This window comes from Pseudomonas sp. ADAK2 (assembly GCF_012935755.1).
GTDB lineage: Bacteria > Pseudomonadota > Gammaproteobacteria > Pseudomonadales > Pseudomonadaceae > Aquipseudomonas.
In genome coordinates, this window is sequence record NZ_CP052862.1 from 2,106,755 (window position 1) to 2,133,653 (window position 26,899).

22 protein-coding genes and 3 tRNA genes are annotated in these 26,899 nt (G+C 60.6%); 2 read left to right on the plus strand and 23 right to left on the minus strand.

The features are described from left to right. Window positions 1-141: 141 nt before the first annotated feature. The 16 genes from HKK52_RS09765 to truA all read right to left on the minus strand — a co-directional run bounded on the left by HKK52_RS09765 (window position 142) and on the right by truA (window position 15,560). On the minus strand, window positions 142-1,518 hold the full coding sequence (locus tag HKK52_RS09765) for a diaminobutyrate--2-oxoglutarate transaminase (protein ID WP_169370655.1): 1,377 nt from the start codon (window positions 1,516-1,518) through the stop codon (window positions 142-144). A gap of 361 nt (window positions 1,519-1,879) precedes the next feature. Further along, a complete protein-coding gene (locus tag HKK52_RS09770; RefSeq protein WP_169370656.1) occupies window positions 1,880-4,303 on the minus strand; it encodes a TonB-dependent receptor in 2,424 nt (807 codons plus the stop codon). Window positions 4,304-4,370: 67 nt separating this feature from the next. Then, complete coding sequence (locus HKK52_RS09775) at window positions 4,371-5,321, minus strand: FecR domain-containing protein (RefSeq protein WP_169370657.1); 951 nt, start codon at window positions 5,319-5,321, stop codon at window positions 4,371-4,373. Beyond that, the gene (locus HKK52_RS09780; protein ID WP_169370658.1) at window positions 5,318-5,827 is read right to left on the minus strand and encodes a sigma-70 family RNA polymerase sigma factor; all 510 of its coding nucleotides are present in this window, start codon (window positions 5,825-5,827) and stop codon (window positions 5,318-5,320) included. The genes HKK52_RS09775 and HKK52_RS09780 overlap by 4 nt, the downstream gene beginning before the upstream one ends. Before the next feature lie 380 nt (window positions 5,828-6,207). Continuing rightward, a tRNA-Asp gene (locus tag HKK52_RS09785) sits at window positions 6,208-6,284 on the minus strand. Window positions 6,285-6,377: 93 nt separating this feature from the next. Further along, a tRNA-Asp gene (locus HKK52_RS09790) sits at window positions 6,378-6,454 on the minus strand. Between the two features lie 55 nt (window positions 6,455-6,509). After that, window positions 6,510-6,585: transfer RNA gene (locus tag HKK52_RS09795), tRNA-Val, on the minus strand. Window positions 6,586-6,746: 161 nt separating this feature from the next. After that, window positions 6,747-7,523, minus strand: a complete 777-nt coding sequence (locus HKK52_RS09800) for an SDR family oxidoreductase (RefSeq protein WP_169370659.1) — start codon at window positions 7,521-7,523, stop codon at window positions 6,747-6,749. Continuing rightward, the gene (locus HKK52_RS09805; RefSeq protein WP_169370660.1) at window positions 7,520-8,731 is read right to left on the minus strand and encodes an O-succinylhomoserine sulfhydrylase; all 1,212 of its coding nucleotides are present in this window, start codon (window positions 8,729-8,731) and stop codon (window positions 7,520-7,522) included. Before HKK52_RS09805 ends, HKK52_RS09800 begins: the two co-directional genes overlap by 4 nt. Before the next feature lie 64 nt (window positions 8,732-8,795). Next, complete coding sequence (gene purF / locus HKK52_RS09810; RefSeq protein WP_123512535.1) at window positions 8,796-10,301, minus strand: amidophosphoribosyltransferase; 1,506 nt, start codon at window positions 10,299-10,301, stop codon at window positions 8,796-8,798. Window positions 10,302-10,342: 41 nt separating this feature from the next. Beyond that, window positions 10,343-10,903, minus strand: coding sequence for a CvpA family protein (locus HKK52_RS09815; protein ID WP_149658888.1), 561 nt, complete (start codon window positions 10,901-10,903; stop codon window positions 10,343-10,345). Window positions 10,904-11,001: 98 nt separating this feature from the next. Next, window positions 11,002-11,658 (minus strand): SPOR domain-containing protein, encoded by a 657-nt coding sequence (locus HKK52_RS09820; RefSeq protein ID WP_169370661.1) that lies wholly within the window; start codon window positions 11,656-11,658, stop codon window positions 11,002-11,004. Then, complete coding sequence (gene folC / locus HKK52_RS09825) at window positions 11,642-12,949, minus strand: bifunctional tetrahydrofolate synthase/dihydrofolate synthase (RefSeq protein WP_169370662.1); 1,308 nt, start codon at window positions 12,947-12,949, stop codon at window positions 11,642-11,644. The genes HKK52_RS09820 and folC overlap by 17 nt, the downstream gene beginning before the upstream one ends. Next, a complete protein-coding gene (gene accD / locus HKK52_RS09830; protein ID WP_054052935.1) occupies window positions 12,946-13,866 on the minus strand; it encodes an acetyl-CoA carboxylase, carboxyltransferase subunit beta in 921 nt (306 codons plus the stop codon). Before accD ends, folC begins: the two co-directional genes overlap by 4 nt. A 176-nt stretch (window positions 13,867-14,042) precedes the next feature. Further along, window positions 14,043-14,672 (minus strand): phosphoribosylanthranilate isomerase, encoded by a 630-nt coding sequence (locus HKK52_RS09835; protein ID WP_169370663.1) that lies wholly within the window; start codon window positions 14,670-14,672, stop codon window positions 14,043-14,045. Between the two features lie 63 nt (window positions 14,673-14,735). Continuing rightward, window positions 14,736-15,560, minus strand: a complete 825-nt coding sequence (gene truA, locus HKK52_RS09840; RefSeq protein WP_169374222.1) for a tRNA pseudouridine(38-40) synthase TruA — start codon at window positions 15,558-15,560, stop codon at window positions 14,736-14,738. A gap of 176 nt (window positions 15,561-15,736) precedes the next feature. Between truA and HKK52_RS09845 the strand changes: the two genes are divergently transcribed. Then, window positions 15,737-16,399 carry a M24 family metallopeptidase gene (locus HKK52_RS09845; RefSeq protein ID WP_169370664.1) on the plus strand — a complete coding sequence of 221 codons (663 nt, stop codon included), beginning with the start codon at window positions 15,737-15,739 and terminating at the stop codon, window positions 16,397-16,399. 75 nt (window positions 16,400-16,474) lie between these two features. Here the strand turns inward: HKK52_RS09845 and HKK52_RS09850 are convergent, their stop codons facing one another. The 7 genes from HKK52_RS09850 to leuC all read right to left on the minus strand — a co-directional run bounded on the left by HKK52_RS09850 (window position 16,475) and on the right by leuC (window position 25,843). Then, the gene (locus HKK52_RS09850) at window positions 16,475-19,126 is read right to left on the minus strand and encodes a FimV family protein (protein ID WP_169370665.1); all 2,652 of its coding nucleotides are present in this window, start codon (window positions 19,124-19,126) and stop codon (window positions 16,475-16,477) included. Window positions 19,127-19,335: 209 nt separating this feature from the next. Then, window positions 19,336-20,346: an aspartate-semialdehyde dehydrogenase gene (locus tag HKK52_RS09855; RefSeq protein WP_169370666.1), complete on the minus strand. Its 1,011-nt coding sequence runs from the start codon at window positions 20,344-20,346 to the stop codon at window positions 19,336-19,338. Window positions 20,347-20,618: 272 nt separating this feature from the next. Continuing rightward, a complete protein-coding gene (asd, locus tag HKK52_RS09860; protein WP_149658895.1) occupies window positions 20,619-21,731 on the minus strand; it encodes an aspartate-semialdehyde dehydrogenase in 1,113 nt (370 codons plus the stop codon). A gap of 69 nt (window positions 21,732-21,800) precedes the next feature. Next, a complete protein-coding gene (leuB, locus tag HKK52_RS09865) occupies window positions 21,801-22,883 on the minus strand; it encodes a 3-isopropylmalate dehydrogenase (RefSeq protein ID WP_169370667.1) in 1,083 nt (360 codons plus the stop codon). Window positions 22,884-22,933: 50 nt separating this feature from the next. Next, entirely contained in the window at window positions 22,934-23,692 is a 759-nt protein-coding gene (locus HKK52_RS09870) for a class I SAM-dependent methyltransferase (protein WP_169370668.1), read from the minus strand. Between the two features lie 77 nt (window positions 23,693-23,769). After that, window positions 23,770-24,414: a 3-isopropylmalate dehydratase small subunit gene (leuD, locus tag HKK52_RS09875; protein WP_169370669.1), complete on the minus strand. Its 645-nt coding sequence runs from the start codon at window positions 24,412-24,414 to the stop codon at window positions 23,770-23,772. A gap of 10 nt (window positions 24,415-24,424) precedes the next feature. Then, window positions 24,425-25,843, minus strand: coding sequence for a 3-isopropylmalate dehydratase large subunit (gene leuC / locus HKK52_RS09880; RefSeq protein ID WP_149658899.1), 1,419 nt, complete (start codon window positions 25,841-25,843; stop codon window positions 24,425-24,427). A gap of 154 nt (window positions 25,844-25,997) precedes the next feature. Between leuC and HKK52_RS09885 the strand changes: the two genes are divergently transcribed. Beyond that, a complete protein-coding gene (locus tag HKK52_RS09885; protein ID WP_169370670.1) occupies window positions 25,998-26,888 on the plus strand; it encodes a LysR family transcriptional regulator in 891 nt (296 codons plus the stop codon). Window positions 26,889-26,899: the final 11 nt, after the last annotated feature.

The window sequence follows — 26,899 nt, forward strand, 5'->3', positions numbered from 1 at the left end:
ACCGTTTCTACGGCCGACGAAACTCCACGTAACGACTTCACTTCACTGAACCTTTTAAACAATCAGATGATGATCAAAGTGATGGGCGCCAGCGTCATCAAACTGCAACTTGGCGACGTGCTAAACACTTCGATTAAACACTCAGGGACGCAACTGCAATAAAGCAGCGGCCATGGCGTTATCAAAACGCTGGATCACTTGCTGGCATTGTTCATCGTCGATAATCAATGGCGGCAACAAGCGGATGACATTACCCTTGCGCCCGCCGCGTTCCAGCAGCAGACCTTGTTTAAAGCAGTGTTGCTGGATGGCCACGGCCAGTGCCGGGTCCATCGGGAAATGCCCGTGGCGGTCTGCCGGCTGGCGCTCGTCGACGATCTCGATGCCCAGCATCAGGCCGCGACCGCGCACTTGGCCAAGGGCCGGGTAATGCGCCTGCAACTCCACCAGTCGGTCCTTGAGCCACTGGCCACGGCGTTCGGCCTGGGCGGCAAGATTCTGCTGTTGCAGCACCTGCAATGTTGCGAGCCCGGCAGCCATGGCCATTTGATTGCCGCGGAAAGTGCCGGCGTGGTTGCCGGGCTCCCAGGCGTCGAATTCGCGACGGATACCCAGCACCGCCATGGGCAAACCGCCACCGACGGCTTTGGACATGACAATCAGGTCGGGTTCGATTTCAGCGTGTTCGAAGGCAAACATCTTGCCGGTGCGACCGAAACCGGTCTGCACTTCGTCGAGGATCAGCAGAATGCCGTGCTTGCGCGTCACCTCGCGGATCGCCCGCAGCCAGCTCGCCGGGGCGCAGTTGACACCGCCCTCGCCTTGCACGGCCTCAAGAATGACCGCTGCCGGCAGTGACACGCCGCTTTCTACGTCTTCAATGAACTGGGTGAAATAGTGGGTCAGCGCCTCGACCCCAGCCTCGCCGCCAATCCCCAGCGGGCAACGGTATTCGTGGGGGAACGGCATGAACTGCACCCCGGGCATCAGGCTGGCGATGGCATTTTTCGGCGCGGTATTGCCGGTCAGGGCCAGGGCGCCGTGGGTCATGCCATGGTAGGCCCCGGAGAAACTGATGATGTTGTTGCGCCCGGTGTAGGTCTTGGCCAGTTTCAGCGCCGCCTCCACCGCATCCGCCCCGGACGGCCCGCAGAATTGCAGGCAGTAATCGCGGCCCTGGTTCGGCAACAGGCTGAGCAGGGTTTCGCTGAAGGCGTCCTTGACCACAGTGGTCAGGTCCAGCGTGTGCATCGGCAAGCCCGAGGCGAGGAAACTGTCGAGGCTGGCCATGATGGCCGGGTGATTGTGCCCCAGGGCTAACGTGCCAGCGCCGGCGAGGCAGTCGAGGTAACTATTGCCTTCGACGTCGGTGACCCACACACCGTGGGCCTTGGCAATTGCCAGTGGTAACTTGCGTGGATAACTGCGTACATTGGATTCGAACTTGCTTTGTCGAGCCAGATAGTCGGCATTGGTTTTTTGCAATGGATTAGAGTGCAATACGCCATCATTCAACATCGGTTTATCCTCGATAAGTTTCGATATGAAAACTATTCCCATTTACAAAATGACGCAACCGTTTGCTTGCACTTTTTGGGAATATTTACATAACTCGATAATCGGTTATTAAAACCGTTCACGCACACAAAACCACAAGTTATGGAAACTTGTTCAAGCGTTCATCAGTGCCATTATCCGGCCATGTTATTGTTATAAAACTGACAACTTTGTTATTACCTACGAACAGGCACTCACTTATAGCAAAGTATCGCGATAGATCATCAAGTCAGGTGGGACATGGATATTTCCTCTGCAGGAATAAACGGATGAAACAACCGACGGCGCCCTTCCTTGTGGCGCAGCGCACGGTTGCATCGATTTAGAAGTCGACAGTCGCCGACAGCAGATAGGTTCGTGGGGTCGACAGCGTCAAGCCAGGCTCGCTGTCATCCGAAGCCCCGGCGGAACTCCAGTAGCGCTTGTTCGCCACGTTCTCGATATTGCCGCGCAGGGTGATGTTCTTGTCGTCGACCTTGAAGGCGTAGCGAGCGCCGACGTCCATCCGCGTCCAGGCGTCGATTTCCTTGACGTTGGACTGGTCCAGGTACTGCGAGCTGGAATAAATGGCGCGGCTGGTCAGGGTCAGGCCCTGTACGCTGCGCACATCATATTCGGCGCCCAGGTTGACGTTGTATTTCGGCGTTGCCGGCGCGCGGTTGCCGTCGAACAGGCCGTCAGTGGTCTTCTTCAACTCGCTGTCGATGTACATGACGCCGCCGAGCAGGCGGAAGCCGTCGAGCGGCTCGCCGAACATGCTCACTTCCACACCGGTGTTTTCGCGCTTGCCGTTCGGGCCGAAGACCCGCGTGGTGGCATTGGTCTCGTAGGCCGGCTGCTTGATTCGGAACACCGCAGCGGTCACGGCGAATGGACCCGCGTCGTACTTGGCGCCGACCTCTACCGAACGGCTGACGAATGGTGGGAAGATCTCGTCTTCGTTGACCGAGGTCGACGGTGCGATCTTGCCCTGGCTCAGGCCTTCCATGTAGTTGGCGTACAGCGACAGCTTGTCGGTGGCCTTGAACAGGATGCCGCCCGATGGCGATACCTTTTCATCATCGTAGGCGGTGTCGCCTTTGACGTTATCGGTCCAGTCGTCAACCTTTACGCGCTGCCAGCGAGCGCCGAGGGTCAGCAGCACACGGTCATCGAAGAAGCCCAAGGTGTCGGACAACGCCACGCCGGTGGAGCGGTTTTCGGTGTAGACCTTCGAATCCTGTCGCGTAGGTCTGTTGGGTGTCGGTGTTTCCACCGGGTTGTAGAGGTTGCTGGGGGCGGAGGCATAACGGGCGCCGCCATTTTCAAAGTCCATGTAGAAGTAGCTGGCCGCCAGGTTGACTTCATGGCTCACCGAACCGGTATGGAACCAGTTGCGTACGCCAAAATTACCCGTGCGGACATTTTCGTCACGGGTGAAATCACGGGGCTGAACGCTGAAATCGCCGGCGTTGTTGGTGATGGAAACGGCGTGACGGAGAAAGTCATGATTACTTTTGCGCGCCCCCACGCCGCCATACAGCATGACCGAATCGCTGACATCGTATTCGCCGCTGACTGTGCCGAAGGTGTCCTTGGTCCGCGCCTTGCTCCAGGGCTGCGCATAGTTGCTGCGTACTTCGCTGGCGTGGGGAACCTGGGCGTTGGCGCCGACGATCACACGCTCCTGCGGCGCATCGGTATCACGCTCGGTATGCCCGACGTCGGTCGAGAGTCGCAGGCGTTCACCGCGAAAATCCAGGCCCAGTACGGCCATGTCGCGGTCGACACTCTGGTGATCCCATTCGGTGTCGCCGGACTGCTTCACGCCGTTGAAACGAATGCCGAACTTGTCGTCTTCACCAAAGCGCCGGCCGATATCCACGGCGCCGCCGAGCTGATTATTGGAGGCGTAGCTGCCGGTGAACGAGGTGATCGGTTTGTCGGTCGCGCGCTTGGGCACCACGTTGATCCCGCCACCGACGCTGCCCCGCGGCGAGATACCGTTGATGAGCTGGCTCGGGCCTTTGATGATGTCGACGCGGTCGGCCATCTCCATGTCGATCGTATAGGTCGGCAGGACGCCGTAGAGGCCGTTGTAGGAAACGTCACTGTTGAACAGGCTGAGCCCGCGAATGGTGAATTGCTCATAACGGCCACCCGCCGGGTTGGTCGCACGAACCGAAGGATCGCTGGCCACCAGGTCGCCCAAGGTGCGCGCCTGCTGGTTTTTCACCGCCTCGGCGGTGTAGGTGGTCATGCTGAACGGCGTTTCCATGAAGTCTTTCGAGCCGAGCATGCCTTGTGAGCCTTTGCGCGCGACCTGGCCGCCGGCATACACCTCGCCGTCCGACCCACCGGTTGCGCCAAGAATCGAAGTCGGCGCCAGTTGCAGGCTGCCGCCTTCCGGCGCCGGCGTCAGGATGTACGCCTGTTCGCCCACTGGCTGCAATTGCAGACCGGAACCCTGCAACAACCGGGCAAAGCCCTCCTCGACCGCGAAGTCGCCGGAAAGCCCCGGGCTGTTACGCCCGCTGACCAGTGCCGGGTCCACCGACAGATTGACCCCGGCCAGCCCGGCGAAACGGGTCAGCGCGGCGCTGAGGCTGCCTGCTGGCACTTGGTAGCTGCGTTTGGACGCATCTGCGGCCCAACCGGCAGTGATGAACAACGGACAGGCACTCAGGCTCAACAACAGACTCAAGTGCAACAACGGGCGCAGCCTGGATGGAGCCAGACGCGTACTGCAAGGCATCACTGCGGGCATTGAGAATCTCTCTGATTTCGTTTCACTTGCCTTGAATGACAAGCGACGCGAAAAAAGGGGACACGCCCTAAACAATATTTTTGCGCGGCAGCAGCGTTACCCAATAACGCGTACGCGAATGCACCTCCAGCGGCAGGCTGGCCGCTAACAAGGCGAGGATACGATCGGTGTCTTCCAGACGGAAACTGCCGGTGACGCGCAGGGATTCCAGTTCGGGTTCCCAGCGCAGCACGCCTGGGCGATAGGTACTGAGTTCGCGCAAAAAATCCCCCAGCGGCTGGTTTTGCGCCATCAGCACACCGTCGCGCCAACCTGGGGCGAGCACATCGAAGGGTTCCACGTTGCCGGCGCCCGCCGCCAGAAGGCTGACTTGCTGGCCTCCCAGTAACGAAAAGACCGGCCCGCGCAACGGCTGCAACTGCACTGTGCCTTTAAGCACCGAGACTTTGCAGCCCGTTTGCCCCTGACGCACACACACCGCGCTCTGGCTGACGATCACTTGCCCGAAGTTTGTCTGAATCGTCAGCGGCGAGGCTCCAGGCACGTTCAGCGCAATTTCACCCTCGACGAGTTTCAGGCGCCGGTTCTTCAGATCGATATCGACGGCGGTCGCGGTGTTCAGTTGCAATGAGCTGCCATCGGCCAGTTGGACTTTCTTGCCCTCCCCGGTCGCGGTGCGCAGGTCGGCGCTCCACACATCCAAGGGCAACTGTCGACTGATCAGCCAGGCGGTCGGCACCAGCGCCACGGCACCGACGGCGCGCTTGAGCACCGTACGCCGACTGGCTTGCGGCCGATCCAGACTGGCCATCGCCAATGCCGATGGCAGGTCAGCAAAACGTTGGCGCAACAACTGGGCTTTCTGCCAGGCCTGTTCGTGACTGCTATGGCTATCGCGCCAGCTCTGCAGGTTGGCGCGATCCCGCTCATTGGCGCTGCCGGATTCCATCAGTGCCAGCCACTGCGCGGCGGCCCGCACAACCTGGCGGGCTTCGGCCGTCGGTGGCGAACCGATCACAGCTCCACCAGCAGGCAATGCTCGTAGGCCTGGGCCATGTAGCGCTTGATCGTGCGTTCGGAGACTTGCAGGCGTTCAGCGATTTCCGAGTAGCCCAAGCCTTCCAGCTGGCTCCAGAGAAACGCCCGTCGCACCGGTCTCGGCAAGCCATCGAGCAATTCGTCCAGGGCTTGCAGGGTTTCCAGGAGGATCCAGCGCTGCTCGGGGGACGGGACGCAGTCCTCCGGCAGCAGCGCCAAGGCATTGAGGTAGGCTTGTTCGAGGCTGCGGCGTTTGTAGAAATTGGTCAGCAGGCGTTTGCCGACTGTGGCCAGGTAGGCGCGGGGTTCTTGCAGGTCTGCAATACGCTGGGAGCTGGCGAGCAGGCGCACGAACGTATCCTGGCTGAGGTCCGCCGCATCACAGCCATTGCCCATGCGTCGTCTCAACCAACTTTCCAGCCAGCCCCGGTGGTCGCGGTACAGGTCGTGGAAGGTTTGCCCCGTCGGCATCGCTGCATCACTCATCTAAAGGAACCCTGCGCGAAGAAATATTTTAAATGCGACTCATTCTAATTAGTGATGGGACTTCAAATAAAGCGCTTTGTGCGGTTTGCACCCAGTAAATACTTGAATAAATGACTGACGGAGAGAGATTTCGACGCGCAAGCACCGGTTAATCAGGGCTGCGCGTGATTGAGAGGGATTATCAACAGGAGTGAGATTATTGCCAATCCGCGCTCGGTCGGCGGATGCGAATCCCTGAGGACCAGGGCAAAGGAGGGAAAAGCCAAATCGCAGACACAAAAAACCCCGGTCTTTCGACCAGGGTCTTTGCTATCGACTCGAAGTCAGCCAGCGGCTTTTCTTCGTAGCTACAAGGCGTTCAGTGGGCCTTGAGGCAGATATGGCGCAGCGGACGGGACTCGAACCCGCGACCCCCGGCGTGACAGGCCGGTATTCTAACCGACTGAACTACCGCTGCGTATCGCTTTGAGCTTTCGCTCAAGTAACTCGTCTGACTGAAAGCTTCGAGGCTTTTCAATCTCGAACCAGGTAACAACCTGCTTCGGAAATATGGCGCAGCGGACGGGACTCGAACCCGCGACCCCCGGCGTGACAGGCCGGTATTCTAACCGACTGAACTACCGCTGCGCGTCGGTGGAGGCTTTTAAAAGCGTCCATCTTGCTTTCGCAAGACTCTCGGAAGTGGTGGGTGATGACGGGATCGAACCGCCGACATTCTGCTTGTAAGGCAGACGCTCTCCCAGCTGAGCTAATCACCCGGTTTGCATCTCCGAGGCCGCGAAATTTACGCAGGTAGCGAACCTAAGTCAATAGCAGGATTGAAGTTTTTCTGAAAAAGACAAAATCGTGTCATTCCACGCAACGCCAGCAACAGACGCCTTCAACCGTAAGCCTCGCCTGTCACGGCCCCTTGCTCGAACTACTCGCTGTAAATCATCTTCTTGGTCATGCCGCCATCGACCACGAACTCCTGGCCCGTGACGAAACCGGCATTGCGCGATAACAGCCACGCCACCATCGCCGCCACGTCCTCGACCGTCCCTACCCTGCCCGCCGGATGCTGGGCATGGTCGGCATCGGTCAGGGGTTCGGCACGCCGTGCAGCCGGGTCCCGGGCATCGATCCAGCCGGGGCTGACCGCATTGACGCGGATCTCCGGCCCCAGGCTGATCGCCAGCGCGTGCGTCAGGGCCAACAGCCCGCCCTTGCTCGCCGCGTAAGCCTCGGTGTCCGGTTCCGACTGCCCGGCGCGGGTCGAGGCCAGGTTGACGATCGAACCGTTGTGAGCGCGCAGGTACGGCGCACAGTGCTTGGCCAGCAACATCGGCCCACTGAGGTTGACCGCCAACACGCGGTTCCAGTAAGCCAGATCAAGGCTTTCCAGGGTGATGTTGTGCGGATCGGCGACCGCCGCATTGCACACCAGCGCATCCAGGCGCCCGAACTGCCCCAGCACCTCGGCGACACCCAGTGCCACTTGCCCTTCATTCGACACGTCCATGGCGATGAACCAGGCGTTGTCACCCAGCACCTTCGCCACTTTCGAACCGCGCACGCGATCCAGATCCGTCAGCACCACCTGCCAGCCTTCGCTGATCAGCCAGGCCGCGATGCCCAGGCCGATGCCACGCGCGGCACCGGTGACCAACGCAACGCGGCCATGGGTGCCCGTATTCGGTGTCGACAACTCGATCACAAGGCCGCCAACCCGCGCGCCAGATCGGCTTGCAGGTCGGCCACATCTTCCAGGCCGACCGCAATGCGGATCAGGCTGTCACGGATCCCCGCCGCTTCACGTTCTTGCGGCGCCAAACGGCCGTGAGAGGTGGTGCTCGGGTGGGTGATGGTGGTCTTGGTGTCACCGAGGTTGGCGGTGATGGAAATCAGTCGGGTCGCATCAATAAAGCGCCACGCGCCCTCTTTGCCGCCCTTGACTTCAAAACTCACGACCGCACCGAAGCCCTTCTGCTGACGCAAGGCCAGTTCATGCTGCGGATGGCTCTTGAGGCCAGCGTAATGGACTTTCTCGATACCATCCTGCTGCTCCAGCCACTCGGCCAGCTGCTGGGCGTTGGCGCAATGCGCCTTCATCCGCAGGTTCAGGGTTTCGAGGCCCTTGAGGAAGATCCAGGCGTTGAACGGGCTGAGGGTCGGCCCGGCGGTACGCAGGAAACCGACGATTTCTTTCATCTGTTCGCTGCGACCAGCTACCACGCCGCCCATGCAACGGCCCTGGCCGTCGATGAACTTGGTCGCCGAATGCACAACGATGTCCGCGCCCAGTTTCAACGGCTGCTGCAAGGCCGGGGTGCAGAAGCAGTTATCGACCACCAGCATCGCGCCTTTGGCGTGAGCGATGTTCGACAGTTCGGCGATATCCACCAACTCGGCCAGCGGGTTGGACGGAGATTCGACGAACAGCAATTTGGTGTTGGCCTTGATCGCCGCGTCCCAGCCGGACAGGTCGGCCAACGGCACGTAATCGACTTCGACACCGAAGCGCTTGAAGTACTTCTCGAACAGACTGATGGTCGAGCCGAACACGCTTCGCGACACCAGCACATGGTCGCCAGCGCTGCACAGGCTCATCACCACCGCCATGATCGCAGCCATGCCAGTGGCGGTGGCTACCGCTTGCTCGGCGCTTTCCAGCGCGGCAATACGCTCTTCGAACGCACGCACGGTCGGATTGGTGTAGCGCGAGTAAACGTTACCCGGCACTTCACCGGAAAAACGCGCTGCCGCATCGGCAGCGGTGCGGAATACGTAGCTGGAAGTGAAGAACATCGGATCACCGTGTTCGCCTTCCGGCGTACGGTGCTGACCGGCGCGTACGGCCAGGGTATCGAACGCTACGCCATCGAGGTCGCTGTCCAGCCGACCGGCATCCCAATCCTGACTCATGCTGTCACTCCTTGCCTTGCTCTTTTAGTAGATACAAAACCGGCCCCTCAGGGCCGGTAGTTACTCAGTTGTTATACAGATCAATGATCGCACTGACTGCCTGGGTCTTGACCTTGGAGGCATCGTTGCGTGCCTGCTCGATCTTGTTCAGGTACGCCTCGTCGACGTCGCCGGTCACGTACTGGCCGTCGAACACCGCGCAATCGAACTTCTCGATCTTGATCTTGCCGCCACCGACCGCTTCGATCAAGTCAGGCAAGTCCTGATAGATCAGCCAGTCGGCGCCGATCAGGTCAGCCACGTCCTGGGTTGAACGGTTGTGCGCGATCAGCTCATGGGCGCTCGGCATGTCGATGCCATAGACGTTCGGGTAGCGAACGGCCGGGGCCGCAGAGCAGAAGTAGACGTTTTTCGCGCCAGCTTCACGGGCCATCTGGATGATCTGCTTGCACGTGGTGCCGCGAACGATCGAGTCATCCACCAGCATCACGTTCTTGCCGCGGAACTCCAGCTCGATGGCATTGAGCTTCTGGCGTACGGATTTTTTCCGTGCAGCCTGGCCCGGCATGATGAAGGTCCGGCCGATGTAGCGGTTCTTCACGAAGCCTTCGCGGAACTTGACGCCCAAGTGGTTCGCCAGCTCCAGGGCCGCAGTACGGCTGGTGTCCGGGATCGGGATGACCACGTCGATGTCGTGCTCTGGACGCTCGCGCAGGATCTTGTCGGCGAGCTTCTCACCCATGCGCAGGCGGGCCTTGTAGACCGACACGCCGTCGATGATCGAGTCCGGACGCGCCAGGTACACGTGTTCGAAGATGCACGGAGTCAGGGACGGGTTGGTCGCGCACTGACGGGTGTGCAGCTTGCCGTCTTCAGTGATGTAGACCGCTTCGCCCGGTGCCAGGTCGCGAATCAGGGTAAAACCGAGCACGTCCAGGGATACGCTTTCGGAGGCGATCATGTACTCGACGCCTTCGTCGGTATGACGCTGACCGAAGACGATCGGGCGGATGCCGTGCGGATCGCGGAAACCGACGATGCCGTAGCCGGTGACCATCGCCACGACCGCGTAACCACCGACGCAACGGTTGTGCACGTCAGTTACAGCGGCAAAGACGTCTTCTTCGGTCGGCTGCAACTTGCCGCGCTGGGCCAGCTCGTGTGCGAACACGTTGAGCAGCACTTCCGAATCGGAATTGGTGTTGACGTGGCGCAGGTCAGATTCGTAAATCTCCTTGGCCAATTGTTCAACGTTAGTCAGGTTACCGTTGTGCGCCAGGGTGATGCCGTAAGGCGAGTTGACGTAAAACGGTTGAGCCTCGGCCGAAGTCGAGCTGCCTGCGGTCGGGTAACGCACATGGCCAATGCCCATGTGACCGACCAGGCGCTGCATGTGACGCTGATGGAACACGTCACGCACCAGGCCATTGTCCTTGCGCAGGAATAACCGGCCGTCATGGCTGGTCACGATACCGGCAGCGTCCTGGCCGCGGTGCTGGAGCACGGTTAGCGCGTCATACAGCGCCTGATTGACGTTCGACTTACCGACGATACCGACGATGCCACACATGCGACGCAACCCCTACTTAATGGATCTGAACTGAACACAACTCACTGAGGCGTTTTGGCCGTCGGCAAGAGGTGTTCCTTGAACGGTAATTCAGCGGGTACGCTGATACCGCTGGCAAGCCACTGACTGCTCCACCCGAGAATCAGGTTTTTGGACCAATCTGCGACCAATAAAAATTTTGGCACGAGCTGTGATTCTTTCCACCAGCTGTCCTGCTGTACCGGCCCCAGGCTCAACAGCCCGACCGCCACGACCACCAGCAACACGCCACGCGCAGCGCCGAAGGCCATGCCGAGGAATCGATCGGTCCCGGACAACCCGGTAACGCGAACCAACTCACCGATAAGATAATTGATCATTGCGCCGACGATTAACGTGGCGATAAACATGATGGCGCAGCCCGTGATCACACGAGCCGATGGCGTTTCGATGTATCCGGCGAGGTACTCGGACAATGAACCACCGAACATCCAGGCAACAGCTCCTGCGATGATCCAGGTCACCAGCGATAATGCTTCTTTGACGAAGCCGCGGCTCAGACTGATCAATGCGGAGATGGCGACGATTGCAACGATCGCCCAGTCAACCCAGGTAAATGGCACAGTGCAGCCTACAGACGGATAAGGCGGCGCATTTTAGCAGAGCCCATGCTTATCGGTAAGCTGCGATTGTCAGTGCATTTCAAATCGGCGCGATAGTTTTAGCCACGCTCAGGCTGGAAACGTACGACAAAACCTTTCAGGTTCTGCTGGCGACCCAACAAGTCACGCAGGCGATCGGCTTCTGCGCGCTCGATCAGCGGCCCGACAAACACCCGGTTCTTGCCATCGGCGGTACGGATGTAGGCGTTATAGCCTTGACTGCGCAGGGATTTTTGCAGGCTTTCGGCACTGGCACGGCTCGACAGGCTGGCCAGTTGCACCGACCAGCTGACCGACAGGCCATTGGCATCGACGCGGCTTTGGGTGGTATCCGGTTTCGCCGGTGCGGCGGCAATCGGCTGGGCCGGTGCCGGTTTGGCGACAGGTGCAGGCGGCGTCACCGGTTTGGGGGCAGCTGCCGGAGTCGAGGCCACAGGGGCAGCCGGTGCAATCGGCATCGTCGGTGCCTGCTGATCGGCAATTTCGTCGTCGCTCGGCACCGGTTCCTGAGGCAAGGTTTGCGGCTCAGGCACCACCACCGGCTCGACCTGCACTTGCGGCATCGAAGGAGCTTGCGGCGCAGCCGGCGCCTGCACCGTGATCTGACGCTGTTCGTCCTGACGGGAAAACAGCATCGGCAGGAAAATCACCGCCAGCGCCACCAGTACCAGGGCACCGACCATGCGCTGTTTGTACGCCTTATCCAGCAAAGCCATTTGCCGCTTCCTCCGTGGAGCGCCGGGCCAGCCATTCAAGGGCCTCGGCAACACAATAAAATGATCCGAACAACAGAATCTCGTCGTCGCTCGTCGCCAGTGCGCACTGCCCTTCCAGGGCGGCCGCCACACTGCCATAGGACGTTACCGACGCGCCAAGGTTCTGCAAGGCCGCGTGCAAATCTGCAACCGGCCGCGCCCGCGGCGAATCCAGTGGCGCAACAGCCCATGACTGGACACTAGCATTCAATTCGCCAACGACACCATCCAGATCCTTGTCCGCCAGCAAACCGAACACCGCCAGGCGTTTGCCCACCGGTGGGCGACTGGCCAGACGCCGGGCCAGATACTCGGCCGCATGGGGGTTATGCCCCACATCCAGCAACAAATTCAGGCGCTTGCCCTGCCACTCGAACTGCCGTCGATCCAGCCGCCCGACAATCCGCGTCGCTTTCAGCGCTTCAATAATCTGCGCATCGACCCACGGCAAATCGAGCAGCAAATAAGCCTGCAAAGCCAACGCCGCGTTTTCCATCGGCAGATCCAGCAACGGCAGATCATGCAGCTCAACCACTCGCCCTTGAGCGTCAACGCCACGCCACTGCCAGTTTTGTTCGGTAATGCCGAGGTCGAAATCGCGCCCACGCAAGAAAAACGGGCAATCCAGCTCGCGCGCCTTGTCCAGCAGGGGTTGGGGAGGATTCAGATCGCCACAGAGCGCAGGTGCGCCCTGGCGGAAGATGCCGGCCTTCTCGAAGGCCACGGATTCGCGGGTATCGCCCAGGTAATCGGCGTGATCGACGCCAATGCTGGTGACCAGCGCAATGTCGGCATCGACCACGTTGACCGTGTCCAGACGCCCGCCGAGGCCGACTTCCAGCACCACCGCATCGAGCTTGGCCTGTTGAAACAGCCAGAACGCCGCCAGGGTGCCCATTTCGAAGTAGGTCAGCGACGTTTCGCCACGACCGGCCTCAACCGCCGCAAACGCTTCGCACAGCTCGGCGTCAGTGGCTTCGACGCCATTGACCTGCACCCGCTCGTTGTAACGCAACAGGTGCGGAGAATTGTAGACACCGACGTTCAGGCCCTGGGCCCGCAGCAAAGAAGCCACGAACGCACAGGTAGAACCCTTGCCGTTAGTGCCGGTGACCGTGATCACCCGAGGCGCCGGCTTGCCCAGTCCCATGCGGGACGCTACCTGTTGCGAGCGCTCCAGGCCCATGTCGATGGCCGAAGGGTGCAACTGCTCGAGGTAGGCGAGCCATTCGCCAAGGGTGCGCTCGGTCATATGTTGGCAGGTACCGGTGGCACCACGATCGGCTCGATTGGCGCAGCGACGAACTTCGGCGTCGGCAGGCCCATCATTTGTGCCAGCAGGTTGCCCAGGCGCGGACGCAGCTCCTGACGGTGAATAATCATGTCGATCGCGCCATGTTCCAGCAGGAACTCGCTGCGCTGGAAGCCTTCCGGCAGTTTTTCACGCACGGTTTGCTCGATCACACGCGGACCGGCGAAGCCGATCAGGGCTTTCGGCTCGCCGACAATCACGTCGCCCAGCATTGCCAGGCTGGCGGAAACGCCGCCGTAGACCGGGTCGGTCAGGACCGAGATGAACGGAATGCCTTCTTCACGCAGACGCGCCAGGACCGCGGAGGTCTTGGCCATTTGCATCAGGGAAATCAGGGCTTCCTGCATCCGCGCGCCACCGGAGGCGGCGAAGCAGATCATCGGGCATTTGTTTTCCAGCGCGTAGTTGGCAGCGCGAACAAAACGCTCACCAACGATGGCGCCCATCGAGCCGCCCATGAAGGAGAACTCGAACGCCGACACCACCACCGGCATGCCCAGCAGGGTGCCGCTCATGGAGATCAGGGCGTCTTTTTCGCCGGTCGCTTTTTGCGCGGCGGTCAGGCGGTCCTTGTACTTCTTGCCGTCGCGGAATTTCAGACGGTCAACCGGCTCCAGGTCCGCGCCCAATTCGGCACGGCCTTCGGCGTCGAGGAAAATGTCGATGCGCGCACGAGCGCCAATACGCATGTGGTGGTTGCACTTGGGGCAAACGTCCAGGGTCTTTTCCAGCTCCGGACGATACAGCACAGCCTCGCAAGACGGGCATTTGTGCCACAGACCTTCAGGCACCGAGCTCTTCTTGACCTCGGAACGCATGATCGAAGGGATCAGTTTGTCTACTAACCAGTTGCTCATGCTTTCTTTCTCCAGTACCGGCGGCCCGAACGCTTTGGTTCGCAGCCCCGCGTATGCCCTTGAGCTAAATTCATGTGTGTGGCGATGATCGATGGATGGCCGGGTCAGAAAAACTGACCTGCGTACAACCCGAAAAACCCTCAGCCTCTTTTCTACAGAGCTGTGGACGGCGGCCGTTAGCCAGCCGTCACATCACGTACCGCTTTGATGAATGCCTGGATCTTTGCGTGATCCTTGATGCCCTTGCTCGCCTCTACCCCACCGCTGACGTCCACGGCATACGGCCGAACCCTGGCAACGGCTTCGGCGACGTTATCGGGATTGAGACCGCCGGCAAGGATAATCGGCTTGCTCAAGCCTTGCGGTATCAGTGACCAGTCGAACGCTTCGCCGGTTCCGCCCGGCACGCCTTCAACATAGGCGTCGAGCAAAATACCGCTGGCACTTGGGAACGCATGGCACGCCGCCGCTATGTCATCCCCGGCCTTGACCCGCAGGGCCTTGATGTACGGGCGATTCCAGCTTTCGCACTCGTCGGCGGTTTCGTCACCGTGGAACTGCAACAGGTCCAGCGGCACCGCGTCGAGGATTTCCCCCAACTCGCAGCGACTGGCATTGACGAACAAACCCACGGTGGTCACGAACGGTGGCAAGGCCTTGATGATCGCCCTCGCCTGCGCAAACGTCACCGCCCGTGGGCTTTTGGCGTAAAACACAAATCCGATGGCATCAGCCCCGGCCTCGACTGCCGCCAACGCATCTTCTATGCGGGTAATCCCGCAAATCTTGCTGCGAACGGCTGACATGTCGATAGAACCCCAAGGCAAATCCGAGAAAGTCCCGGATGGTAACAAATGCGTTCGAGGGCGTCAGCCGTCAAGTTCGCTGAAACCGGTGAGGAAGTGCGGCCCGATATAACGGTCCGGCAACGGGAACTCGTCGCGGTACTCCACCTGCACCAGATACAGGCCGTACGGGTGCGCCGTGACGCCGCCGGAACGGCGAACGCGGCTCTCCAGCACTTCCTTCATCCACTCCACCGGGCGCTCGCCCGACCCGATGGTCATCAATACCCCGGCGATGTTGCGCACCATGTGGTGCAGGAAAGCGCTGGCGCGAATATCCAGCACGATCATCTTGCCGTGGCGGCTGACCCGCAGGTGGTGCAGCTCCTTGATCGGCGATTTGGCCTGGCATTGCCCGGCACGAAAGGCGCTGAAATCATGGGTGCCGACCAGATACTGCGCGGCTTCGGCCATGCGCTCGGCGTCCAGCGGACGGTGGTTCCAGGTGATTTCTTCGTTCAGGTGCGCCGGGCGGATCTGATCGTTGTAGATCACATAGCGATAACGCCGGGCGATGGCCTTGAAGCGCGCATGAAAGTGCGGCGGCATGACTTGGGCCCAGCTGACGCTGACGTCGTGGGGCAAATTGATGTTGGCGCCCATGACCCAGGCTTTGAGCGAACGCTCGACCTGGGTATCGAAATGCACCACTTGGCCGCAGGCATGCACACCCGCGTCGGTACGCCCGGCGCAATGCAGCGACACCGGCGAATCGGCGACTTTGGACAAGGCGTTTTCGAGGGTTTCCTGCACCGTCAACACGCCAGAGGCCTGGCGCTGCCAGCCGCGATAACGCGAGCCTTTGTATTCAACGCCCAGCGCGATCCGGAAAAAGCCGTCGGCCGCCATTTCGGCAGCCGGATTATCTATATTTGCCAAGGGGTGACAGCCTGCTGATGTACGCAAAGGCGGGCATTATAAGGCCGCAAGTCCGGGACGCCAGAGCTGTGTGCCATTGCATCACGCCTACCGACTTCGCTATATAGACAAATACACAACGAAAACACAAAAAACGAGACCTGATGATGACCGCCATTGCAAACAAGGAAGCCGTCGGCCTGGCGTATAGCCTGGAAGGCATGCTCCACGCCAAACGCAAGACCTGGGAAGCTATCGACGAAATGGCCCGCCGCGTCAAACCCGGCATGCTGGAATCCGAAGCCCAGGCGATGAGCCTGGAAGTGCTGAACGAACTGGGCATGGACCGCATCTGGCACCCGTCGAAAATCCGTTTCGGCGAAAACACCCTGAAAACCTTCAAGCAACGTTCCGACGGCGATCCGGTGTTGGCTGAGAACGATATTTTCTTTATCGACCTCGGCGTGGTCTGGGATCGCCATGAAGGCGACTCGGGCGCGACGTTCACTGTCGGCGATGATCCGGAGATGAAGGCATGCGCCGTGGCGGCGAAAACCCTGTTCGATCAGGTCCACGATTACTGGCGCACACAGCAGGTAGCCGGTCCTGAGCTGTATCGCTATGCCGACGAACAGGCCACGGCGATGGGCTGGAAGTTGAACCTGGAGATCAAGGGCCATCGGGTCAGTGATTTCCCGCATGCGATCTATCGTGCCGGGGATTTGGGTCATTTCGAGGACTGCCCGAATGTGGGGTTGTGGATTCTGGAGATCCAGATTGCCCACCCTACCCGTCCATTCGGGGCGTTTTATGAGGATTTGTTGAGTTAAGACTGCGATCTTTTTGCTTCACCAACAAAAACGGCAGCCTCAATGGGCTGCCGTTTTTTTACAACTCACTGACCATCAAGCCAGGCGCGAGAGCATTTCCTTGGCTTCGCTCTTCTGCCCTGCATCACCCTCGGTCACCACCTCATTGAGGATGTCCCGGGCGCCATCGTTGTCGCCCATGTCGATGTAGGCCTGGGCCAGATCGAGTTTGGTGGCGACTTCGTCGGTACCGGAGAGGAAGTCGAACTCCGGCTCGTCGGCCACGGAAGCGGCCGCGTCTTCAGCAGTGAAGGTTGGTTCACCCATGCTCTGGGACAAACGATCCAGCTCGGCGTTGACGTCGTCCAACTCAGCGGCAAACGCATCCTTCGGCTCAGGGACGTCCATTTCGTCAGCCAGGGACAGGTCGAAGTCCGCCGGCAGTTCCAGGTCATCCAGCGCCGCTTCGGTCACGACTGGTGCGTCGACGGCAGGCAAGTCCTTGACGCCCTCATCCAGGTCGAGCAGGAAATCATCTTCGGCCAGGGTCGCTGGCGAAGCGTCGCCACCGAGGTCCAGGTCCAGATCGAAGTCCGACAGGTCGTCGAGGTTTTCCTTGATGTCGGTCTGCTGTTGCAGCACCGATTCAAAGCTCAGGTCGTCGTCCAGCGGAAATTCGTCCAGCTCTGCCAAGGCTTCCGGTTCCGGTGTCGGAGCGACCACGGCCGGAGAAGCATTTTCCAGGTCATCCAGGCTCAAGTCGAAGGCGCTGTCGAGATCATCGGCGGCCGGAGCCGGTGCCGGGACTTCAGGTTCATCCAGCAGCAGATCCTTGACGTACTGGGCATCCAGTTCTGCAGCGATAGCGGCGGCAGCGATGCCACCCGCGGCGGCGAGTGCCATGGCCGGGAAACGGCTTTTCAGCTGTTCGACTTGGGCGAAGTTATCGCCATTGGCTACCAGCTGACGCTCCTGGGCCACGAAAGCATCACGATCGCCTTGCTGACCGTAGACTTCCATCAGCTTCAGGCGCAGGTCACTGCGTTGCGGTTCCTGCTTGATGCCGTCTTCGAGCAGAGCAGCCGCCTGATTCAGACGACCGGCAGTGATGTGCGACTGGGCGTGAGCCAGGACGTCATCATTGCGTTCGGCGGCCGGGGAAACCAGCGGCGCGGCAATCACTGGGGCGACCACGACTGGCTCAATGATCGGAGCCGGAGCCGGAGCGGGTGCAGGTGTCGGCGCTGGGGCCTTGGCCAGCTTAACGGCGGGCGGCGGCACTTCAAGGCCTTCGAAGCTGCTTTCCGGCAAATCTTGTTCAGGAGAGAACTCCTGCTCTTCGGCCAGGGCTCGCGCCATGCGCAGATGCTTTTCGGCTTCTTGCTGGGCTTTGCGGCGACGGGCCAGCAGCAACAGCAACAGCAGCAGGACGATGGCGCCGCCACCGACCAGGCCCAACAGAATCGGGTTGGTCAGCAGGTCGTTGAATTTCTGCTCGTTGGAAACTGCCGGAGTCGGCTCGACGGGCGTTTCTGCCGGGGCCGGAGTGGCCTCAGGGGCCGTCACCACCGGTGCAGGCGTTGCCGGTGCCGCTTCCGTCGGGGTTGCCGCCGGTGTCGGCGCAGGTGTCAGCTCGGCCGAGATTGCCGGAGCAGTCGCTGCCGCAGGTGCATCCAGTGTCGCTGGAGCAGCACCTTCAGCCTGCAACTTGGCCAGTTGATTGTTTTTCAGTTCGATCAGGCGTTGCAGCTTGTCCAGCTGACTTTGCAGATCGGTCATGCGGCTTTTCAGTTCGGCGTTGTCACGACGGGTCGTGTCCAGGCTCTCCTGAGTCACCGCCAGTTTGTTGCTCAGATTCTTCGCATCACCCGCCGCACCTTTACCGCCCTTGCCAGATTCGGCAGACACCAGGCTCAGCTTGTCTTTCGCCGCTTGGGTCGAAGCGGCATCGCCGCGACCACGCTTGGTGGCATCCAACTGCTGCTGCCCAGTGCCAGGCTTGGCCACATAACGGCGGCCCTGGCGCCACGCGGTGTTCTGCGCGGCGACTTCAGCGATGGCCTTGGGTTGCGCCAGGCTGGTGCTTTGCACCTGATCCGGCATGCGCAGGACCTGGCCGGTTTTCAGCAGGTTGATGTTGCCGTTGATAAAGGCATCCGGGTTCAACGCCTGGATCGCCAGCATGGTTTGCTGCACCGAACCGCCATTACGCGCCTTGGCCGCGATTTCCCACAGGGTATCGCGCGGCGTGGTGGTGTAGGTCGACGGCTTGGTGGCGCCGGTGGTTGGCGCGGTGACCGCTTGGGACGGCGCCGGTTGCGCGGCGGCATCGGCGGTTTGCGGCGAAAATTTGGACGGATCGAGCAGCACGCTGTAGTCGCGCAGCAAACGACCGTTAGGCCACATCACCTGCACGAGGAATTTCACCATCGGCTCGGAGAGCGGTTTGCTGGACGTCACGCGCAGGATGCTTTTGCCGCTGGCGTTGAGCACCGGGGTGAAGGTCAGGTCATTGAGGAAGGCCTGGCGATCAACCCCGGCCTTGGCGAAATCTTCCGGCGAGGCCAGGCTCGGCACCACTTCGGCAGCGGTGAGGTCCTTGACATCGAGCAGCTCGATTTCTGCCACCAGGGGCTGGTTCAGCGTCGACTTCAGGGTCAGTTCCCCGAGCCCGAGGGCATGCGCCATACCGGAGGACAGCGCCGAGGCGGCCGCTATTGCTAACACCAGTTTGCGAACTTGAACCATAGCCTCATCCTTTGTTTGAACATTCCTCGGCCAGCGAGAAGGTGTTGAAAGTCGCTGCCGTAAGGCATTGCGCGCGGCGGCGAAGGGGTCGTCGCGCGCGATCGTTTCTTTGCTGCCCGGGAAGCCGCACAGGGTGACTTGCCGTCAAGCACTCCGGCCAAGCATAGCGCTCGGCTAGAATCATTCGACAAATTGTTGCCAAGTATCTTTTACAGCAGGTCTTTTATCAACAATTCAGCCACCTGCACAGCATTGAGCGCGGCGCCTTTGCGTACGTTATCTGACGTCAACCACAAATTAAGTTCCGACAGGTCGTCGACACCGCTGCGAACCCGACCAACGTAGACCACATCCTGCCCTACCGCGTCACCTACCGCGGTCGGATAATCACCGGCTTCCACCAGTTCGATGCCCGGTGCGTCTTCCAGGGCAGCGTTCACCTTGGCCAGGTCGACAGCACTCGATGACTGCAAGGTCACGCTAAAGCTATCGCCAAAAAACACCGGGGCTTGAATGCAAGTAGCGGAAATCTTTAATAAAGGCAGCGCCATGACCTGACGCAGCTCACGCACCAGGCGTTTTTCCAGCAGCGTATGGCCTTGCTCATCGGGTTTGCCGACCTGAGCCAACAGGTTGAACGCCATCTGCCGATCGAAGAACGTCGGTTCCAGCGGACGCACGTTGAGCAATTCGGCCGTCTGCCGCGCCAGCTCGGTGACGGCTTCGCGGCCTTGGGCGGAAACGGCCAGGCTGGCGGTGACGTTGATGCGTTGCAGGTCGATCACTGCAAGCAACGGCGCGAGCACCACGGCCAAAGTGGTAGCCGACGGGCTCGGGCTGCTGACCTGGAACGGTTTTTTCAGTCCGGCCAACACCTGGGCGTTGGCTTCCGGCACCACTTGCGGTGCTTCATCCGCTGGCAAAGCGCCGGACAGGTCAATCAGCGAGCAACCGGCGGCGCGGGCGCGGGAGGCGAAACTCAGGGTCACGGCCGGTCCCGCGGCGAAAAACACCAGTTGCACCTTGCTGAAGTCAAACTCATCGACTTCCCGCACCCGCACGTTCTTGCCGCGAAACGGCACTGAATGCCCGGCGGATTCACTGCTGGCCAGCAAGTGCAGGTTGCCGACCGGGAAATCCCGCTCTTCGAGAATCTGCACCAGCGTTTCGCCGACAGTACCGGTGGCGCCGATCACGGCAATATCGAAGGACTGGCTCATGGTTCTACCTCTGGCGAAACGGGGGGAGCGGCACTTTACCGGGTGGGTGGCGTGCAGGCAATTTCTGCCCACCGCGATCGTTCCCACGCTCTGCGTGGGAATGCATCCCGTGACGCTCCGCGTCACAGCCTCGACAGCGGACGCAGAGCGTCCATGGCGGCATTCCCACGCAGAGCGTGGGAACGATCGGACGCGGGGCGTGGGAACGATCGGTGGGGATAAAAAAACCCGCACCTCTTTCAAGGTGCGGGTTCTTTCACAACTTCAAGCGATCAACGCTCAAGCAGGATCCGCAGCATGCGACGCAGCGGTTCGGCCGCGCCCCACAGCAACTGGTCGCCAACGGTGAACGCGCCCAAGTACTGAGTACCCATGTTCAGCTTGCGCAGACGGCCCACCGGTACGTTCAGGGTGCCGGTGACTTTCGTCGGGCTCAGTTCCTGAATGCTCGCTTCGCGGCTGTTCGGCACCAGTTTGACCCAAGGGTTGTGCTGGCTGATCAGCCCTTCGATGTCGGCGATTGGCACGTCTTTGTTCAGCTTGATGGTCAGCGCCTGGCTGTGGCAGCGCATGGCGCCGATGCGCACGCAGATGCCGTCGACCGGGATCGGGCTCTTGAAGCGACCGAGGATCTTGTTGGTCTCGGCCTGGGCCTTCCACTCTTCGCGGCTCTGGCCATTCGGCAGTTCCTTGTCGATCCACGGGATCAGGCTGCCGGCCAGCGGAACACCGAAGTTTTCGGTCGGGTACGCGTCGCTGCGCATGGCTTCGGCCACACGGCGGTCGATGTCGAGGATCGCGCTGGCCGGGTCGGCCAGTTGATCAGCGACAGCGGCGTGGGTCGCGCCCATTTGCTTGATCAGTTCACGCATGTTCTGCGCGCCGGCACCGGAGGCCGCCTGATAGGTCATGGCGCTCATCCACTCGACCAGGCCGGCTTCGAACAAGCCGCCCAGGCCCATCAGCATCAGGCTGACGGTGCAGTTGCCGCCGATGTAGTTTTTGGTGCCCGCGTCGAGCTGCTGGTCGATGACCTTGCGGTTCACCGGGTCCAGCACGATCACCGCGTCGTCCTGCATGCGCAGGCTGGAAGCGGCGTCGATCCAGTAACCCTGCCAGCCGGCTTCGCGCAGTTTCGGGAACACTTCACTGGTGTAGTCGCCACCCTGGCAGGTCAGAATCACATCGAGGGTTTTCAGCTCTTCAATGCTGTAAGCGTCCTTGAGCGGAGCAATGTCCTTGCCCACGGACGGGCCTTGGCCACCGACATTGGAAGTGGTGAAAAACACCGGCTCGATAAGATCGAAATCCTGCTCTTCCAGCATCCGCTGCATGAGCACGGAACCGACCATACCGCGCCAACCGATCAGACCTACACGTTTCATCGCAACTACACCTTCTTGAAAAAGTGGGCCGCTGCTTTCATGGGTGAAAGTGGCAGCGGGCCCGAGAGATTACAGATTCCGCAGCGCGGCGACTACTGCGTCGCCCATTTCCTGCGTACCGACTTTAGTGCAACCGTTCGACCAGATGTCGCCGGTGCGCAGGCCCTGGTCCAATACCAGACTGACGGCCTTCTCGATGGCATCGGCCGCATCCTGCAGGTTGAAGCTGTAACGCAGCATCATCGACACGGACAGGATAGTCGCCAACGGGTTGGCAATGCCTTTGCCGGCGATGTCCGGCGCCGAACCGTGGCACGGCTCGTACATGCCCTTGTTGTTGGTGTCCAGGGACGCCGACGGCAGCATGCCAATGGAACCGGTGAGCATCGACGCCTGGTCGGAGAGGATGTCGCCGAACAGGTTGTCGGTAACGATCACGTCGAACTGCTTAGGTGCACGCACCAGTTGCATCGCGGCGTTATCGACGTACATGTGGCTCAGTTCGACTTCAGGGTAATCCTTGGCCACTTGCTCGACGATTTCACGCCACAGTTGGCTGGACGCCAGCACGTTGGCCTTGTCCACCGAGCAGAGCTTTTTGCCGCGGACCATGGCCATGTCGAAACCGACCCGGGCGATACGGCGAATCTCGCTTTCGCTGTATGGCAGGGTGTCGTAGGCCTGGCGCTCACCATTTTCCAGAACACGGGTGCCGCGCGGGGCGCCGAAGTAGATGCCGCCGGTCAGTTCACGGACGATCAGGATGTCCAGGCCCGCAACGATTTCCGGCTTCAGGCTGGAAGCCTCGGCCAGTTGCGGGTACAGGATCGCCGGACGCAGGTTGCCGAACAGACCCAGTTGCGCGCGGATCTTCAGCAGACCGCGCTCAGGGCGGATGTCGCGCTCGATGGTGTCCCATTTCGGGCCGCCCACGGCGCCCAGCAGTACGGCGTCGGCCGCGCGGGCGCGATCCAGGGTTTCGTCGGCCAAGGGCACGCCGTGCTTATCGATGGCGGCGCCGCCGATCACGTCGTGGCTCAGCTCGAAGTCCAGGCTGTACTTGGTGTTGGCCAGTTCCAGCACTTTGACCGCTTCGGCCATGATTTCCGGGCCAATACCGTCACCTGGGAGAATCAGAATCTGCTTGCTCATGCTTTCCTCATGTCATCAGTCGGTGCGCCTTGGGCGCGCCCGGAAAAATTCTATCGTTCTGCCATCAGCACCAGTACATCGGTACTGAACGAACCATCGGCCTCAATCTCAAAATATTCACGCACTTCATTGCCCATCGACTGCTGCAACTCGCGGATCGCCGCGCGCATCACTTCGGGCGTGCGCATGCGTTCGACCCAGGAGGTGTACTCCAAACGCAGCCGTTGGCGGGTGGTGCTGCGGGTATGCAACCCCGCTTCGCTGACCTGGCGCAACCACTCGCCGGCGGAATAATCGCGCACATGGCTGGTGTCACGCAGCACTTCGACGCTTTGCAGGTAGGTGTCGAACAATGGACTACCCGGCGACAACACATCGATAAACGCCGCCACCCCGTCCGGCTTCAGCACCCGACGCACTTCGCGCAGGGCCAGGCCGAGATCGCTCCAATGGTGCGCCGAATAACGGCTGAACACGAAGTCGAACTCGCCATCGGCGAACGGCAGGCGCTCGGCGGCACCGTTGACCGTGGTGACATTACTGAAACCGCGATCAATCGCCGCTGCGGCGACCACGTCGAGCATTTGCTGGGACAGGTCGTAGGCCACCACTTCCTTCACCAGCGACGCCACGTGAAAACCAACATGACCGGCGCCGCAACCCAGGTCCAGCACGCGGGCGCCGCCCTGCCCGGCCAGTTCAGCCTGTAGCAGTGCGAATTCGGTGCCTTGAGCGTGAACGGCGCTGCTCAGATAGGCGGAAGCCTGTTCACCGAACTGCTTTTGTACGACTTGGCTGTGCTGGGTCATGGGGGACTTCCTTTTTGGGGTTAAGTCTTGTGGTGTCTGGGCTTGCCCGCGAAGGCGTCATCCCGCCTTACGCAAAATCAAACGTCGCGAAACAACCAAGGCTGACTCGCCCGGTGCTTGCTTTCAAACGACGCAATCGCCTCGTGATCCATCAAGGTCAGGCCAATGTCATCGAGGCCATTCACCAGGCAATGCTTGCGGAATTCATCCAATTCGAAGCGGTAAACCTTGCCATCCGGCCGGGTCACGGTCTGGGCTTGCAGGTCGACCGTCAACTGGTAACCCGGATTGGCTTCGACCTGCTGGAAAAGTTCATCAACCTCAGCGTCGCTCAAGATGATCGGCAGCAAGCCGTTCTTGAAGCTGTTGTTGTAGAAAATGTCGGCGTAGCTCGGCGCGATGATGCTGCGGAAACCGTACTCTTCCAAGGCCCACGGCGCATGCTCACGGCTGGAGCCGCAACCGAAGTTTTCTCGGGCCAGCAACACGCTGGCGCCCTGGTAACGTTCGGCGTTGAGCACGAAATCCTTGTTCAACGGACGCTTGGAGTTGTCCTGGTAGGCATAGCCCACGTCCAGGTAGCGCCACTCGTCAAACAGGTTCGGGCCAAAACCGGTGCGCTTGATCGACTTCAGAAACTGCTTTGGAATGATCTGGTCGGTGTCGACGTTGGCCCGGTCCAATGGCGCGACCAAACCGGTGTGTTGGGTAAAAGCTCTCATGTGCGGTTCCTCAGATCAGTTCGCGAACGTCGATGAAACGACCGTTGACGGCAGCGGCAGCGGCCATGGCCGGGCTGACCAGGTGCGTACGGCCACCGGCGCCCTGACGCCCTTCGAAGTTGCGGTTGGAGGTCGAAGCGCAATGCTCGCCCGACTCCAGGCGGTCCGGGTTCATCGCCAGGCACATCGAGCAACCCGGTTCACGCCACTCGAAACCGGCTTCGAGGAAAATCTTGTCCAGGCCTTCAGCCTCGGCTTGCGCCTTCACCAGGCCCGAGCCCGGCACCACGATGGCCTGCTTGATGGTCGAAGCGACTTTGCGGCCCTTGGCGATCACCGCCGCGGCACGCAGGTCTTCGATCCGCGAGTTGGTGCAGGAACCAATGAATACGCGGTCCAGCTGAATATCGGTGATCGCCTGATTGGCGCTCAAACCCATGTACTTCAAGGCGCGTTCGATGGAACCGCGTTTGACCAGGTCCATTTCCTTCGCCGGGTCTGGCACGTTTTGATCAACGGCCAAGACCATTTCGGGCGAAGTGCCCCAGCTGACTTGCGGCTTGATCTGGGTCGCGTCGAGCTCAACCACGGTGTCGAACACCGCATCAGCGTCGGAAACCAGGTCTTTCCAGGCTTCGACCGCCATGTCCCACTCCGCACCTTTCGGGGCGAATGGGCGGCCCTTGACGTACTCCACGGTTTTTTCGTCTGCGGCCACCAGACCTACGCGAGCGCCGGCCTCGATGGACATGTTGCAGATGGTCATGCGGCCTTCGATGGACAAGTCGCGAATCGCACTGCCGGCGAACTCGATGGCGTGGCCGTTACCGCCGGCAGTGCCGATCTTGCCAATCACTGCCAGCACGATGTCCTTGGCAGTCACGCCGAACGGCAATTTGCCCTCGACCGAGACCAGCATGTTTTTCATTTTCTTGGCGACCAGGCACTGGGTGGCGAACACGTGCTCCACCTCGGAAGTGCCGATGCCGTGAGCCAAGGCGCCGAACGCGCCGTGGGTCGAGGTGTGCGAGTCGCCGCAGACCACGGTCATGCCCGGCAATGTTGCGCCTTGCTCCGGGCCGATCACGTGAACGATGCCCTGGCGCACGTCGTTCATTTTGAACTCGGTGATGCCGTATTCGTCGCAATAGTCATCGAGGGTCTGAACCTGCAAACGCGAGACCTGGTCGGTGATCGCCTCGATGCCGCCCTTGCGATCCGGGGTGGTCGGTACGTTGTGGTCCGGGGTGGCGATGATCGAGTCGACACGCCAAGGCTTGCGCCCGGCCAGGCGCAGGCCTTCGAAAGCTTGGGGCGAAGTCACTTCATGGATGATGTGGCGGTCGATATAGATCAGCGACGACCCATCGTCGCGCCGTTTCACTTCATGGGAATCCCAGAGCTTGTCGTAAAGCGTTTTGCCGGCCATCAGACGGTCCTCATCAGCTTGTTTCTATTTTCTATGCCTTGGGTCGTGCAGCGGTTCAATAACCCCTTGGCTTGTGAGGCCGATCCTAGGGGGTTACATTAAATAACTCAAATTCATATTTTTCATGCTTTGGATAACCAACTGGAATACCACAATGGACCTGGCCAACCTCAACGCTTTTATCGCGATTGCCGAGACCGGCAGCTTCTCCGGCGCGGGCGAACGGCTGCACTTGACCCAACCGGCGATCAGCAAGCGCATTGCCGGGCTGGAGCAGCAATTAAAGGTGCGCTTGTTTGATCGCCTGGGCCGTGAAGTCGGCCTGACCGAGGCCGGCCGCGCCCTGCTGCCACGGGCTTATCAGATTCTCAACGTGCTGGACGACACCCGCCGCGCCCTGACCAACCTGACCGGCGAAGTCAGCGGCCGCCTGACCCTGGCCACCAGTCACCACATCGGTTTACACCGCTTGCCGCCCTTATTAAGGGAATTCACCCGCCGTTACCCACAAGTGGCGCTGGATATTCAGTTCCTCGATTCGGAAGTGGCCTACGAAGAAATCCTCCATGGCCGCGCCGAACTGGCAGTCATCACCCTGGCCCCGGAGCCGCACGCACTGGTCAAGGCCACGCCGGTGTGGGACGACCCGCTGGATTTCGTGGTGGCCCCGGAGCATTCGTTGATCAGCAACGGCGCGGTCAACCTGGCGGATATCGCCCTGCACCCGGCGGTCTTCCCCGGCGGCAACACCTTTACCCATCACATCGTGCAACGCCTGTTCGAAGCCCAGGGCCTGACGCCAAACATCGCCATGAGCACGAATTATCTGGAAACGATCAAGATGATGGTCTCGATCGGCCTGGCCTGGAGCGTTTTGCCGCGCACCATGCTCGATGAACAAGTGGCGCGCATACCTTTGCCGGGCATACAGCTCACTCGCCAGCTAGGCTATATCCTGCACACGGAAAGGACGCTTTCGAATGCGGCACGCGCCTTTATGGCCCTGCTGGATGCACAAATTGATCTGCCAGGGACCCACGGCTAACTTGTGCTACT

Coding starts and splice junctions, on each gene's coding strand:
- HKK52_RS09845 (WP_169370664.1), top strand. CDS start 15,737: ATGACCGCCATTGCAAACAAGGAAGCCGTCGGCCTGGCGTATAGCCTG.
- purF (WP_123512535.1), bottom strand. CDS start 10,301: ATGTGTGGCATCGTCGGTATCGTCGGTAAGTCGAACGTCAATCAGGCG.
- HKK52_RS09820 (WP_169370661.1), bottom strand. CDS start 11,658: ATGGCTTTGCTGGATAAGGCGTACAAACAGCGCATGGTCGGTGCCCTG.
- HKK52_RS09855 (WP_169370666.1), bottom strand. CDS start 20,346: ATGAGCCAGTCCTTCGATATTGCCGTGATCGGCGCCACCGGTACTGTC.
- HKK52_RS09885 (WP_169370670.1), top strand. CDS start 25,998: ATGGACCTGGCCAACCTCAACGCTTTTATCGCGATTGCCGAGACCGGC.
- folC (WP_169370662.1), bottom strand. CDS start 12,949: ATGACCGAGCGCACCCTTGGCGAATGGCTCGCCTACCTCGAGCAGTTG.
- HKK52_RS09780 (WP_169370658.1), bottom strand. CDS start 5,827: ATGAGTGATGCAGCGATGCCGACGGGGCAAACCTTCCACGACCTGTAC.
- leuC (WP_149658899.1), bottom strand. CDS start 25,843: ATGGCCGGCAAAACGCTTTACGACAAGCTCTGGGATTCCCATGAAGTG.
- HKK52_RS09770 (WP_169370656.1), bottom strand. CDS start 4,303: ATGCCCGCAGTGATGCCTTGCAGTACGCGTCTGGCTCCATCCAGGCTG.
- truA (WP_169374222.1), bottom strand. CDS start 15,560: ATGGCGGCCGACGGCTTTTTCCGGATCGCGCTGGGCGTTGAATACAAA.
- HKK52_RS09870 (WP_169370668.1), bottom strand. CDS start 23,692: ATGACCCAGCACAGCCAAGTCGTACAAAAGCAGTTCGGTGAACAGGCT.
- accD (WP_054052935.1), bottom strand. CDS start 13,866: ATGAGCAACTGGTTAGTAGACAAACTGATCCCTTCGATCATGCGTTCC.
- HKK52_RS09765 (WP_169370655.1), bottom strand. CDS start 1,518: ATGTTGAATGATGGCGTATTGCACTCTAATCCATTGCAAAAAACCAAT.
- leuB (WP_169370667.1), bottom strand. CDS start 22,883: ATGAGCAAGCAGATTCTGATTCTCCCAGGTGACGGTATTGGCCCGGAA.
- HKK52_RS09835 (WP_169370663.1), bottom strand. CDS start 14,672: ATGTCAGCCGTTCGCAGCAAGATTTGCGGGATTACCCGCATAGAAGAT.
- asd (WP_149658895.1), bottom strand. CDS start 21,731: ATGAAACGTGTAGGTCTGATCGGTTGGCGCGGTATGGTCGGTTCCGTG.
- HKK52_RS09850 (WP_169370665.1), bottom strand. CDS start 19,126: ATGGTTCAAGTTCGCAAACTGGTGTTAGCAATAGCGGCCGCCTCGGCG.
- HKK52_RS09805 (WP_169370660.1), bottom strand. CDS start 8,731: ATGAGTCAGGATTGGGATGCCGGTCGGCTGGACAGCGACCTCGATGGC.
- leuD (WP_169370669.1), bottom strand. CDS start 24,414: ATGAGAGCTTTTACCCAACACACCGGTTTGGTCGCGCCATTGGACCGG.